General features: G+C 39.4%; 12 protein-coding genes. 5 read left to right on the top strand and 7 right to left on the bottom strand.

The window, feature by feature from the left end; translation table 11 throughout:
• Nucleotides 1–51 precede the first annotated feature (51 nt).
• The gene (locus ASF86_RS14930) at nucleotides 52–1,611 is read left to right on the top strand and encodes a PT dipeptide repeat lipoprotein (protein ID WP_056483241.1); all 1,560 of its coding nucleotides are present in this window, start codon (nucleotides 52–54) and stop codon (nucleotides 1,609–1,611) included.
• Between the two features lie 60 nt (nucleotides 1,612–1,671).
• Here the strand turns inward: ASF86_RS14930 and ASF86_RS14935 are convergent, their stop codons facing one another.
• The 7 genes from ASF86_RS14935 to rplU form a co-directional block, all read right to left on the bottom strand.
• Nucleotides 1,672–2,145, bottom strand: a complete 474-nt coding sequence (locus tag ASF86_RS14935) for a tRNA (cytidine(34)-2'-O)-methyltransferase (protein WP_002116042.1) — start codon at nucleotides 2,143–2,145, stop codon at nucleotides 1,672–1,674.
• 43 nt (nucleotides 2,146–2,188) lie between these two features.
• Nucleotides 2,189–3,562 carry a siroheme synthase CysG gene (cysG, locus tag ASF86_RS14940; RefSeq protein WP_056483244.1) on the bottom strand — a complete coding sequence of 458 codons (1,374 nt, stop codon included), beginning with the start codon at nucleotides 3,560–3,562 and terminating at the stop codon, nucleotides 2,189–2,191.
• Nucleotides 3,563–3,629: 67 nt separating this feature from the next.
• Nucleotides 3,630–4,901 (bottom strand): serine--tRNA ligase, encoded by a 1,272-nt coding sequence (gene serS, locus ASF86_RS14945; protein WP_017392554.1) that lies wholly within the window; start codon nucleotides 4,899–4,901, stop codon nucleotides 3,630–3,632.
• A 118-nt stretch (nucleotides 4,902–5,019) separates the two neighbouring features.
• Nucleotides 5,020–5,820 carry an RsiV family protein gene (locus ASF86_RS14950; RefSeq protein ID WP_056483248.1) on the bottom strand — a complete coding sequence of 267 codons (801 nt, stop codon included), beginning with the start codon at nucleotides 5,818–5,820 and terminating at the stop codon, nucleotides 5,020–5,022.
• A gap of 114 nt (nucleotides 5,821–5,934) precedes the next feature.
• A complete protein-coding gene (gene lolA / locus ASF86_RS14955) occupies nucleotides 5,935–6,630 on the bottom strand; it encodes an outer membrane lipoprotein chaperone LolA (RefSeq protein WP_003655415.1) in 696 nt (231 codons plus the stop codon).
• Nucleotides 6,631–6,871: 241 nt separating this feature from the next.
• Entirely contained in the window at nucleotides 6,872–7,129 is a 258-nt protein-coding gene (gene rpmA / locus ASF86_RS14960) for a 50S ribosomal protein L27 (RefSeq protein WP_002116037.1), read from the bottom strand.
• Between the two features lie 18 nt (nucleotides 7,130–7,147).
• Nucleotides 7,148–7,459 carry a 50S ribosomal protein L21 gene (gene rplU, locus ASF86_RS14965; RefSeq protein ID WP_004639133.1) on the bottom strand — a complete coding sequence of 104 codons (312 nt, stop codon included), beginning with the start codon at nucleotides 7,457–7,459 and terminating at the stop codon, nucleotides 7,148–7,150.
• 443 nt (nucleotides 7,460–7,902) lie between these two features.
• Between rplU and sdsA the strand changes: the two genes are divergently transcribed.
• The 4 genes from sdsA (at nucleotide 7,903) to adeI (ending at nucleotide 13,036) form a co-directional block, all read left to right on the top strand.
• Nucleotides 7,903–8,880 carry an All-trans-nonaprenyl-diphosphate synthase gene (sdsA, locus tag ASF86_RS14970; protein WP_003655412.1) on the top strand — a complete coding sequence of 326 codons (978 nt, stop codon included), beginning with the start codon at nucleotides 7,903–7,905 and terminating at the stop codon, nucleotides 8,878–8,880.
• Between the two features lie 14 nt (nucleotides 8,881–8,894).
• Complete coding sequence (locus ASF86_RS14975; RefSeq protein ID WP_017392552.1) at nucleotides 8,895–10,955, top strand: site-specific recombinase; 2,061 nt, start codon at nucleotides 8,895–8,897, stop codon at nucleotides 10,953–10,955.
• Nucleotides 10,956–11,138: 183 nt separating this feature from the next.
• A complete protein-coding gene (locus tag ASF86_RS14980) occupies nucleotides 11,139–11,765 on the top strand; it encodes a phosphatase PAP2 family protein (RefSeq protein ID WP_017392551.1) in 627 nt (208 codons plus the stop codon).
• A 23-nt stretch (nucleotides 11,766–11,788) separates the two neighbouring features.
• Nucleotides 11,789–13,036: a multidrug efflux RND transporter periplasmic adaptor subunit AdeI gene (gene adeI, locus ASF86_RS14985; protein WP_056483250.1), complete on the top strand. Its 1,248-nt coding sequence runs from the start codon at nucleotides 11,789–11,791 to the stop codon at nucleotides 13,034–13,036.
• Nucleotides 13,037–13,042 lie beyond the last annotated feature (6 nt).

Below are 13,042 nucleotides of genomic sequence, written 5' to 3' on the forward strand. Positions count from 1 at the left end.
TATTTTAAAAATGTTAAATTTTCACATTTTTATAAAAAAAGGGCTTATGTGATGAATAACATAGTAAAAGGAAGCAGCATTGCTTTGATTTTTATAGCATTAAGTGGGTGTGGGTCTGACGATAATGATTCGACACCAACACCAACACCAACACCAACACCAACACCGACACCGACACCAACACCAACACCAACACCAACACCAACACCAACACCAACACCAACACCAACACCAACACCAACAACGGTAGCAGATCGCTTCGTTGGAAGTTGGTTAGCAGGAAAAGGAGCTTGTATTAATGGCTCTGCTCTAAAAATGAATGTTATTAAAGTTTCTGATAATAGTGTTCGATTTACGAGTGAAACTGTACGTTATGAGAATGAAGCGAACTGTACAGGTAACATTGTGGCAAGTTATCGCCAAGCTGAAGATTTTAGTCTGGTTTCAAATATTGGAGCACCGCAAACTGTACAAACTTCAAGTTATAACAAGGTAGATTGGCAACTTGTAGTAGCAGGAAAACTAACTCAGAAACAACCAGCCATTCTGGGCTTTAAAAACGCAAATCAATTCTGTTTAGTACCTACAGATCAGCCAAATGCAATACATAATTATCTACAGCAAGCAAACTTTGATCTCATAAATACATGCTTTACAAAAACAACTCCACCAGCAAGTATGCAAAAGCCGACCCAAGTATTGGCAACAGCAAGTTATAGATTAGGAGATAATAAAGAATCTTGGGCAGATGTATTAAATCAACTTAATGACCAAGGACGCCAAGGCTATGCCCTTCTTACTCCATCAGTCAGTTTAGATAACCCTGACGGTAGCTTTGCGCTGTATAAAAATTTATATGTAAAAAACAATAAATCCACGGACACATATACCTATAAAACGGTTGATGTAAAAACCACTTCAGTAGCCAACCGCTATTTACTATGGGTCAATGAATTAAACAAACAAGGTAGCTTAGGCTATATATATAAACTTTCATTTGGAGAAGTGGCATCAAACACAGACAAATATTTATTTGTGAAAAATGATAAAAAACCAGCAACTTATACTTACTCTAACCGATTCTTAACAAATACTTCTCGGACTAGCATCTTAAATGCTTTCAATGAATTGGGTGCTCAAGGGTGCAAATTACTCTACGCAAACTCGACATTTACCAATAACGGTACAACAAATGGCACATTCTACGTACCAACATGTGTAAATAGTAGTACGCATAACGGTACTTACGCTTATCGTTATTTTGAAGTTCCACAACATATTCCATTTAACAAAGATGATGCAATAAAACTTGAAAAACTCCTTAAAGAGCAAGCTGCAGAAGGTTATAGACTTGTTGATGCAAATAACAATCTTGGCTTCTTTAATGTTGATGGTTATCTATTTGAACGTGACAGTGAAAATACAGGACCTGTTGAATATAAAGTATTTATTGAAGATGCAGTATCTGAATTAGATGAGCCATATCTCGTTGAAAACCGTATTCAAGATCAAGGTAAATTAGGATGGTTCTTTGCTGTTCGACTTGGATCGGTCTATACCAACTCACCAACTAACTATGATTTAGCAAGTGGTGTCGTTTTCCCTAAATAAACCATCTAATAACAAATAAGGCCACAATAGTGGCCTTATTTTTATTTAAAACTTAGTTATTTATCCTAAGTTTTTAAAACCTTGCTGACGCCATGCTTCATAAACAATGACGGCTGTGGCATTAGACAAATTTAAGCTTCTTGAATTTTCAGCCATCGGCAATCGAATCCATTGTTCTTGCGGAAACATTAAGCGAACATGCTCGGGCAAACCACGCGTTTCCGGCCCCATCAATAAAGCCACAGGTCGATTTAAATCAACTGTATGCGGGGTTGCAGAACCTTTAGTAGTGAGGGGGAAAACATGCTCAACACCTTTAGCTTTTAAGTCTGCAAGACATAGTTCAATATTGTCCCAAATCTGCATACGCGCCCATTCATGATAGTCCAATCCTGCACGCTTGAGCTTTTTATCATCTAGCTCGAAACCCAAGGGTTTGACTAAATGCAACTGTGCGCCCGTATTAGCACATAAACGAATGATATTGCCTGTATTGGCAGGAATTTCAGGCTCGTATAGGACAACATGAATCACAAATTTTCTCGACTTTAATAACAAACAATAAATTCAGATGAACTTATTGCCATTTTAACTGTTCACGTAAACTCACTACTTCACCAATAATGGTTAAAGTCGGCGCTACGATATGATGTTCAGACACTTTAGTCGCAATATCGGCTAATGTGCCAACGATAACTTTCTGTTCTGGTGTAGTTCCTTTAGAGATTAAAGCCACTGGCATATCAGCACGTTGACCATGAGCAATAAGTTGCTCACAAATGCGCTCTAATCCAACCAATCCCATATATAAAACCAAAGTTTGATTTTCATAAACCAGTTCATTCCAAGGGAGTTCAGGTGAACCTTCCTTTAAATGCCCAGTTAAGAAACGGACACTTTGTGCATAGTCACGATGTGTTAGTGGAATACCCGCATAAGCGGAACAGCCTGAGGCTGCCGTAATACCTGGTACTACTTGGAAAGTGACATTTGCTTCAACCAGCTCTTGAATCTCTTCACCACCACGCCCAAAGATAAACGGATCACCACCTTTCAAACGACAAACACGTTTTCCCTGTTGAGCATATTCAACCAGTAAAGCATTAATACCGTCTTGTGGAACCGAGTGATTTGAACGGGCTTTACCGACATAAATCTTAGTCGCATCACGGCGACAAAGTTCTAAGATGGGTTCAGAGACCAAACGATCATAAATCACAACATCTGCTTGTTGCATAAGACGTAATGCTTTTAATGTCAGTAGCTCAGGGTCACCCGGCCCAGCACCTACCAAGTAAACCTCACCTTTGGGTGCAGTCCATTCTGTTAAGGCTTGCTGAATTAAATCATTTGCCACGTCCAGATTGTCATTAAAAACTTGTTCTTTTAATGGACTGGCATATAAGTTTTCCCAAAAGATTCGACGTTCATCGGGGTTTGTAATCTTTTCTTTTACCTGCTTACGCCATTGACCTGAAAACTCAGCGAGTTTCCCCATACCATGAGGAACTATTGTTTCTATTTGAGTACGAAGTTGTCTAGATAAGACTGGGGATGCGCCATTTGAGGCAACAGAAATGATCAACGGAGAACGGTCAATAATCGCTGGAACCATAAAACGGCAGTGTGGAATATCATCTACACTATTAACCAGCAAATTACGCGCTTCACATTGTTCAAAAACGGCTTTATTCACTTGCGCATCATTAGTCGCAGCAATCACTAAGCGATAAGGCGTATTTAATATTTTTTCGACAAAGGACTCGGCAAAATACTGTCCGTCTGTCGTTTTGACTAACTGTAAAAGCTGCTCTTCAATCGCAGGAGCAATAATATCAATTACTGCTCCTGCTTTTGCTAATAAGTTTGCTTTGCGCAACGCAATATGCCCACCACCCACAATCAGACAACGTTGCTCTTGCAACTTTAAAGAGATTGGAAAAATATCCACCTTAAACCTCTACATTAATCATCTGATTATGTTTAAGCAAAAACCGTGCACAATTTAGATGCAAAGCTTAATCAATAAATGTTAAACCACCCATATATGGGCGTAATACTTCTGGAACCTCGATAGAACCGTCTTCACGTTGGTAATTTTCCATTACAGCAAGCAAAGTACGTCCAACCGCAAGACCAGAACCATTTAAAGTATGCACCAATTCGATCTTCTTTTGATCCATTCTGTAGCGTGCTTTCATGCGGCGTGCCTGAAAATCACCCATATTAGAGCAGCTTGAGATTTCACGGTAAGTATTTTGACTTGGAACCCAAACTTCTAAGTCGTAAGTTTTAGTCGCACCGAAACCCATATCACCACCACAGAGCAAAATTTTGCGGTATGGCAAACCAAGTGCCTGTAAAATGCCCTCAGCATGTGCAGTGAGTTCTTCAAGTGCTTGCATAGAGGTTTCAGGTTTAACGATTTGCACCATTTCAACCTTGTCAAACTGGTGCTGACGAATCAAGCCACGCGTATCACGACCATAAGAACCTGCTTCACTACGGAAACAAGGCGTATGTGCAGCGTATTTTAGTGGCAAGCGCTCGGTATCAATAATCTCATCACGAACGAAGTTAGTAACAGGAACTTCTGCCGTAGGGATGAGGTAATATTCTTTTTCGCCTTGAAGTTTAAATAAATCTTCTTCAAATTTTGGTAACTGACCCGTACCACGTAGTGAATCAGCATTTACCAAATAAGGCACATAAGCTTCTGTATAACCATTTTTTAACGTATGGGTATCAAGCATGAATTGCGTTAACGCACGTTGTAAGCGCGCTAAAGAACCTTTCAATACGCTAAAACGTGAACCAGTCAATTTAGTAGCTGTTTCGAACTCTAAACCGCCCATCCACTCACCTAAATCAGTATGATCTTTGATTTCAAAATCAAACTGACGAGGCGTGCCCCATTTTGAGATTTCAACGTTATCATCTTCATTTTTACCAGCAGGAACAGATTCATCTGGTAAGTTAGGGATGCTAAGCGCTTTTTGCTCAATCTCGTTTTGTAGTTCTGACAAAGCAACTTCAGCAGCTTTGATTTCATCACCAATGGCTTGCATACGCGCCATGATTTCAGAAGCATCGCCACCGGATTTTTTAATCTGACCCACTTGTTTTGCACCGGCATTACGTTCTGCCTGCAATTTTTCAGTTTTTGATTGCAAGTCTTTACGGCGAGTTTCTAAAGAAGCCCATTCTTGAACATCTAATTGAACACCACGTTTTGCCAAAGCCGCATTAACGGCTTCAATATTATTTCTGAGTAACTTAGGGTCGATCATAATCAATCATAATATGGGTAAAAAACTGGCTATAGTGTAAGGCCTTCACACTAAAAAATATAGTGATCATCTTCATAACGAATAGCTTTCACACAATTGTTAGAATAGATCACTTATTTTACAAGTTATAGTTTGGCACACTTGGCAAATACTCAGGTTTAATGAACTTAGCTGCTTCAGAATATGGCAATGCTAATTCAGCCATCCCTTCTGCATAAGAAGCTAATTCATAGACTGGATAGACAAAAACAATACCATTAGCGCCATAGTAGAAATTATCACTTAATTGCAGTTTTTCACGGCTGATATTGTGCTCTTGAAGCCAATTGGTATTCGCATCAAAAAGCGCATCAACTAACTGTTTTTCAACATCTGGCTGAATGAGTTCGGCAACAGTAATGTGCTTTTTATTTAATAAATCAAAATTCACGAATTCTTGATGAGACATGCCATGTGCTGCACCAGCAGAATATGAATAGGTCTGGAATGCAAAAGTTGCAAGGTTATAATTTTGCCCTAAATAACGGACATAAATTGCACTTTGACTCGAACGAGGCTCACCTTCAGGTACATCGACTGGCTGATCAGCTAAATTTGCAAAAGCATTCGGATCTGCTTTCTTTATACGATTAGTAAAGTAATCATTAATCCACTTTTGATTGGTTTGTACTGTCTGAAAGTCATACTCAGTACAACCATCTTCTAAACAAACTTTTGATTTCGGCAATTTTACTGGGATTACTTTTGCCTGAATTACAGGAATTTCGGCCTCTTTTGTTTCTTTAACTTTTGCAGTCGAAGCGGCTTGCTCCTCTTTAGCTGCCGACTTGGGTTGGCAACCACTCACAATTGCCATTGCAGCCATTAATGGAAGAATACAAATAATTTTTTTATCGTAAAGTTGCATATTAATCCCCATGAATTTACCTCTATCACTATACAAAGCGTAAGAATAAGACGGGGTTAAAAAATGTATCTATCTCTCTAATATAAAAAAAGCTACCGTAAAAGGTAGCTTTTTGAGAAGGATTAATTATTGGTCAATAACATCTGTGCCTTTTGGTGGCGTAAAGTTAAAGACAGATGCTGGAATTGAAGCATTTACTTTCACATTTTTGAAACGAACATAGGTAGTTTGACCTAGTGAATCTTGTAACACCATAAGCGTAGGCGCTTTATTTGCTCCAAAACTAATCGTTAAGCTTTGGAAAGCACCATCTTCTTTTTTCGGAAATAACGTGAAATATAATTTAGATTTATCCGGCTGTGTTACACGATAAGACTTCATGATTTGATTGGTATTACCAGATAACAATAATGCTGGCGTATCTGCAACCTGATCATCTAAGCTTTGACGTACGGCTTGTTGTAAATCGGGGTCATAAATCCAAACTGTTTTCCCACTCGTTACAATCGTTTGTTTAGACGGACTCACCGTTTCCCAATAAAATTTCCCAGGGCGTTCAACTTTCATTGAGCCTTTGAATGTCTGGTTCATATGCTGTGCACTTAAACTCTTTTTCTGTGCCACAGTTTTTGTATTGGCTTTCGTTGTTTGTTCAAAATCGGCAGTTAAACGCTGTAATCCTGATAACTGATTAACCAGGTTCCCAATTGCCTGTTGCTCCGGTGCTGCTACAGGCGCAGCAAACACTGTAGTACTCATTACAGGAGCAAGCACTGACGCGCTGAGTGTAATAGCACACATAGTTTTACGAAGCATATTCATGTCATCACCTTTTTAGTTGCTGTAAGACAACTTGCCATCTTTCAAAGTTATAAAAAATTAGCAAGCTCTTAATTCAAGACTCATATTAACCGACAAACTCTGTGCTAATCATTGAGAAAATAAGATATTTTGTTATGTTATTCATGTTGTTTGTAGAATTTCATTCATCATGATGAAGATAAACCAGATTAGATTCCATAAAAAAAGCCCACAAAATGTGGGCTTTTTTTGAAGCTAAAACTTAAACAGTTTCAACTTTTACGTAGCGACGGCCAAATTGACCTTTCACTTCGAATTTTACTACGCCGTCAGCAGTAGCAAATAAAGTATGGTCACGGCCCATACCAACATTTGCACCAGCGTGGAACTCAGTACCACGTTGACGAACGATGATGTTACCAGCAGTTACAGCTTGACCGCCGTAAACTTTAACACCTAACATTTTTGGGTTTGAATCACGACCGTTCTTCGTCGATCCACCGGCTTTTTTAGTTGCCATGTCTCTTACTCCTCGTGATTAGCCTGAAATACCAGTAATTTTCAACTCAGTGAACCATTGACGGTGACCTTGTTGTTTACGGTAGTGTTTACGACGACGCATTTTGATAATGCGGATTTTGTCGTGACGACCATGACCAACCACTTCTGCAGTTACTTTAGCGCCAGCTACAACTGGAGCACCGATTTGAATGCTGTCACCGTTTACAACCATTAATACATCATCAAATGTAATAGTCGCACCAGATTCAGCTTTCAATAATTCAACTTTAAGGGTTTCACCCTCAACTACACGGTGCTGTTTACCACCGCTTTGGATTACTGCGTACATAATGTACTCCAATTAGCCCGTGTCGACGTGCCGATAAGGGATATATCGATCTTAAAACGCTCGCCACTGGGGTTATATAAGGCGACAGATTTTAAGTGAAATTTGATCAAACGACAAGTATTTTCTATTTATCAGTAAAGTCTATTGCCCTATTTTTACAAAATCAACAAACAGCTTAGATTGGAATTTAGCAGTTTTCATTGATTCTGAATGAAAATTAAAATACAGTTCCAGACACAAATTGCGACAAGAACAAGTTGTATTAATGCTGATGTCATTAAATTTATTGTTTTGCCGGAAATATCATGTTTTGCTCAAATAAAGAACAAAGAACGCATAAAGACAATAGAAATGATTAATATCAGCCACTTGTTAACCTGTGCAACACACCTTTACTTGATACACTAACGCCACTTATCTACCAATACGGGGTTTTTCTTCATATGGTCATCGATTTCAAGCAAGACATTCTTGCGCCTGTTGCCTCAGACTTTGCTGCGATGGATCACTTGATTAATGAAGGAATTAGCTCAAAAGTCGGTTTAGTCATGTCTGTCAGCAAACATGTTGTTGAAGCTGGCGGAAAACGTATGCGCCCAATCATGTGCTTACTCGCTGCTCGCGCATGTGGCCTAGATAACATGGCAAACGCACAGCGTCTGGCTGCAATCATTGAAATGTTGCATACCGCGACATTAGTCCATGATGATGTGGTAGATGAATCTGGGCTTCGTCGTGGTCGACCTACAGCAAATGCGACATGGAACAATCAGACAGCAGTATTAGTCGGTGACTTCCTCATTGCACGTGCTTTCGATTTACTGGTCGATTTAAACAACATGACTTTATTGAAAGACTTTTCAACAGGTACATGTGAAATTGCGGAAGGTGAAGTATTACAACTTCAATCGCAACATCAACCAGATACAACAGAAGAAACTTATTTAAAAATTATTCACGGTAAAACTTCTCGTCTGTTTGAACTGGCTACAGAAGGTGCTGCTATTTTGGCAGGACAAGAAGCGTATCGTGAACCTTTGAGATTATTTGCTGGCCATTTTGGTAATGCATTCCAAATTATTGATGATATTTTAGACTACACTTCAGATGCTGAAACATTAGGTAAAAATATTGGTGATGATTTAATGGAAGGTAAGCCAACTTTACCGTTAATTTCTGCATTAGCACACTCAACAGGTGATGAGCATGCGATTATTCGTCGCAGTATCGCAACTGGTGGAGTGGACCAATTATCTCAAGTTATAGAAATTGTACAGAAGTCTGGTGCTTTAGATTATTGTCACCAACGTGCCCAAGAAGAAACAGAAGCAGCACTGCAAGCTTTATCAAACCTACCCGATACACCATATCGTCAGGCTTTGATTAACTTAACTCAGCTTGCGTTACATCGAATACAATAGATATTATTTTGCCTATGCATATAAATTTTTCAGATCATTTTTTAAAAATACAGAAACAGCTTGAGGATACTCAAGCTGTCATTGACGAAAATCCAATCATTGAATTAGTCAATGCCATTCGTCCATCCGATCCTCATGATACGGATGAGATAAAGCAAAAAATACAGGCTTTAATTGAGAGCCTATTACGCACACCTACAGCCCCCTTCCTACTACAAACTTTTTTATTACGTCTAATTAATCGCTATAAACAAGTCAGCTTATATGCCGATAGCGGAATTTTATCTTTAGATGGTTTCTGGAACCAACTCGGGCAAAGACTCGGAGCACATTTTTTACCGTTAATCGAAGATGCAAGCCAACTCAAAATATTAATTGGTCGAATTTTTTATTTAGAAAGTGACAAAATCTGGCTCAATAATATTGATGATGAAGATTGGGCAAATTTATTCAGTCTTATTGGACAAAGCCAAAGTAATGTAGATGAAAAGCTTGTCATTCAAAGTGAAATGATTAAAGCAATTACCGTCTTAACCTATCGAATTAGTGGAATTGGCCTTTACCCTGAATTTATTAATGCTCAACCGGAATTAACTGAATATGAGTCACCATTTTTAGTTCAGAACCGTGAAATTATTGAGTTTATTGAAAAGTACAAAAAACAAGAACTTTCTGAACATGAAATTGCAGTTATTTCTCCTCCGGATGCATCACAAGCATTTGTTATGCTGGAACAATGTCGGGATGTGGTTTTAAAGATTCGCCGTGCCACCAAAAGAATTGGTGTCAGCTTAAGTTTGACTTATTTATTGTCGTTACTTGAGCAGTGCCTCGACCGAATTGAATTACTGCTTTATTTGGTTGTAGATAACAGTAAAGGGAAATATGTCTCTTTAGGACATCTTATTTCCGATTTAACCAAGGCGCACTACAGTGAAAAAAGTGTTCGCTCTTTATTAAGTACGACAAGTGAACTCATTGCCTTTCAAGTAACTGAAAATGCTAGCCGAACAGGCGAACATTATGTAAGTACCGATACAAAAGGTTTCTGGGGCATGTATAAAGCTGCCGCTGGAGCAGGTGTCATTATTGCCTGTATGGCATCTTTAAAAATTCTTGCAGCAAGAATGACCATGGCCCCGCTCATGCAAGCCTTTACTTTCAGTATGAATTATTCTCTAGGGTTCATTCTGATTCATGTTCTGCATTTCACAGTTGCAACCAAACAACCCGCAATGACGGCGGCGGCTCTTGCTGCAACGGTACAACAGCGCAAAGGCTCTAAAACAGCTCAAATTGCAGAGTTAGCAGCGCTTATTATTAATATTATTCGAACACAATTTATTGCTATTTTAGGCAATATTTCAATTGCGATTCCTACTGCCGCGCTCATTACTTTTGCTTGGCAGTTCTATCTTGATGAGCCTTTATTAACTCATACTAAAGCAACTTATTTGTTGCACAGCCTAAATCCCTTCACCTCTTTGGCAGTTCCACATGCAGCCATAGCTGGAGTTTGCTTATTTTTGTCAGGCCTTATTGCAGGATACTTCGACAATATGGCTGTTTACCGAAAAGTCGGTCCACGCCTTAGAGCACATCGCCGTTTAGCAAACTGGTTAGGGCAAGATCGCCTCAACCGTTTTGCTGAATATATTGAGCGCAACTTAGGAGCTTTAGCCGGTAACTTCTTATTCGGGATTATGTTAGGAAGTATGGGCACCATAGGTTTTATTCTAGGTTTACCTTTGGATATTCGCCATATTGCCTTTGCCTCGGCTAACTTTATTCAAGGTTTAATGACAATTAACGGCAGCCCAGATATCGGACTGATTATCGTATCCTTTTTAGGCGTGTTATGTATTGGTCTCACTAACTTATTCGTTAGTTTCACCTTAACCATTATTGTGGCACTACGGGCACGTCGAGTTCGCTTCGAACAATGGAAACCTTTAGCTAAACTGGTAATGACCCATTTTCTGACTCGCCCCAGCGATTTTTTCTGGCCACCAAAACAACCTCTAGAAGTTGAAGAAAATACGACAACAAATAGTGGAAAAAAGGCAGAGCACTAAGAATTTTGCTTTGTACACAAAATGTGAATTCCGTCAATTTTGTTGTTATTGTTTTTCCAAATGTTAAAAATTTTTCAAAATGAATTTACGATGATCTATCAGGCTTGAAAAAAAGTGTACTGGCAAGTACACTTTTAACGGCTTTCAGTAGTGGACACTGCTTGAATAAGCAAAGGTATATACATGCCCTATATGTTGCTTTTTATTGGTTGTATTTTTTTCGGATTAGGTGTGCTTGGTCTTTTTGTACCAAGACTTCAATCTATGGATCTCCTGAGCGTTCAAATATTGAGTGAACACCGATTAGATTATCTTAACTCTATTACGATCTTTCTAGCGCGAATAGGTGGTATGCCTTTTGTATGTTTTTTATCCTTTCTGGTATGTATATATCAGGCATGGTATAAAAAATATATTACTGTTATTTTCATTAGCGTGGGAGTTATTGGCAGTATCACCATGGGTTGGCTGCTCAAGTGGTGTGTTGACCGCCCAAGACCCCCACAGGTATATCATATTGTCGAAAGTTACGGTGCATCGTTCCCAAGTGCACACAGTGTTTATGCATCAACACTGGCCTGTCTGGCAATGATAATGTTATGCCATAAGCCCAACACTAACTCTCCTTATATCATTTTGATCTCCTGTCTTTGGTTTATCTGTATGGGGCTTTCAAGAATATATGCTGGAGTTCATTTTCCAACAGATGTACTCGCCGGTTGGGGCATAGGTTTTATTTGGATTGCACTGCTTTGGCTCTGGTTATTACAAACACAAAGTAGGTTAAGTAAAAAACAAATATATTTTTAGATTTTATCTAACGAGGTGGAACAATGATGTCGGCTAAGCTTTGGGCTCCTGCCCTTACTGCTTGCGCATTAGCAACAAGTATCGCACTTGTTGGTTGTGGCAAAGGCTCCGATGAGAAACAGCAAGCTGCTGCTGCTCAGAAAATGCCGCCTGCTGAAGTAGGTGTTATTGTTGCTCAACCACAAAGTGTTGAACAAAGCGTTGAACTTTCTGGTCGTACTTCAGCATATCAAATTTCTGAAGTCCGCCCTCAAACAAGTGGCGTAATTTTAAAACGCTTGTTTGCTGAAGGAAGTTATGTTCGTGAAGGTCAGGCTCTTTATCAACTTGACTCTCGAACTAACCATGCAACGCTCGAAAATGCAAAAGCAGCACTTTTACAACAACAGGCAAATCTAGCTTCCCTACGTACTAAGTTAAACCGTTATAAGCAACTTGTTTCGAGTAACGCTGTATCTAGACAAGAGTATGACGACTTACTTGGTCAAGTTAACGTTGCAGAAGCACAAGTTGCTGCAGCGAAAGCTCAAGTAACAAATGCAAACGTAGATCTAGGTTACTCTACAATTCGCTCACCAATTTCTGGTCAGTCTGGACGTTCTTCTGTAACAGCTGGTGCTTTAGTCACTGCAAACCAAACTGATCCTTTAGTGACGATTCAACAGTTAGATCCAATCTATGTTGACATTAACCAGTCTAGCGCCGAGTTATTACGTTTACGTCAACAATTGAGTAAAGGTAGTTTAGACAATAGTAACAACACGAAAGTAAAATTGAAGCTCGAAGATGGTTCAACCTATCCAATCGAAGGACAACTTGCTTTCTCTGATGCTTCTGTAAATCAGGATACAGGAACGATTACTTTACGTGCCGTATTCTCGAACCCGAATCATCTGTTACTTCCAGGCATGTACACAACTGCACAGATTGTTCAGGGTGTAGTTCCAAATGCTTATCTGATTCCTCAAGCTGCAATTACCCGTTTACCGACAGGTCAAGCCATGGCGATGACTGTTAATGCAAAAGGTGCTGTTGAGAGTCGTCCTGTTGAAACTTCTGGTGTTCAAGGACAAAACTGGATTGTGACCAATGGTCTCAAAGCTGGTGATAAAGTGATTGTTGATGGTGTTGCCAAAGTTAAAGAAGGGCAAGAAGTGTCAGCAAAACCTTACCAAGCTCAACCAGCAACCCCTCAAGGTGCAGCTCCAAATGCGACAAAACCGGCTCAATCAGGTAAACCTCAAGCAGAACAGAAAGCATCTAATGCATAAGGGGTA

Source organism: Acinetobacter sp. Leaf130, assembly GCF_001423205.1.
In the GTDB taxonomy this organism is placed as follows: Bacteria; Pseudomonadota; Gammaproteobacteria; order Pseudomonadales; family Moraxellaceae; genus Acinetobacter; species Acinetobacter calcoaceticus.

Excerpts from the sequence above, each read along its gene's own strand:
- ASF86_RS14930 (WP_056483241.1), top strand. The coding sequence starts at position 52 with ATGAATAACATAGTAAAAGGAAGCAGCATTGCTTTGATTTTTATAGCA.
- serS (WP_017392554.1), bottom strand. The coding sequence starts at position 4,901 with ATGATCGACCCTAAGTTACTCAGAAATAATATTGAAGCCGTTAATGCG.
- ASF86_RS14950 (WP_056483248.1), bottom strand. The coding sequence starts at position 5,820 with ATGGGGATTAATATGCAACTTTACGATAAAAAAATTATTTGTATTCTT.
- lolA (WP_003655415.1), bottom strand. The coding sequence starts at position 6,630 with ATGAATATGCTTCGTAAAACTATGTGTGCTATTACACTCAGCGCGTCA.
- rpmA (WP_002116037.1), bottom strand. The coding sequence starts at position 7,129 with ATGGCAACTAAAAAAGCCGGTGGATCGACGAAGAACGGTCGTGATTCA.
- rplU (WP_004639133.1), bottom strand. The coding sequence starts at position 7,459 with ATGTACGCAGTAATCCAAAGCGGTGGTAAACAGCACCGTGTAGTTGAG.
- sdsA (WP_003655412.1), top strand. The coding sequence starts at position 7,903 with ATGGTCATCGATTTCAAGCAAGACATTCTTGCGCCTGTTGCCTCAGAC.
- ASF86_RS14975 (WP_017392552.1), top strand. The coding sequence starts at position 8,895 with ATGCATATAAATTTTTCAGATCATTTTTTAAAAATACAGAAACAGCTT.
- ASF86_RS14980 (WP_017392551.1), top strand. The coding sequence starts at position 11,139 with ATGCCCTATATGTTGCTTTTTATTGGTTGTATTTTTTTCGGATTAGGT.
- adeI (WP_056483250.1), top strand. The coding sequence starts at position 11,789 with ATGATGTCGGCTAAGCTTTGGGCTCCTGCCCTTACTGCTTGCGCATTA.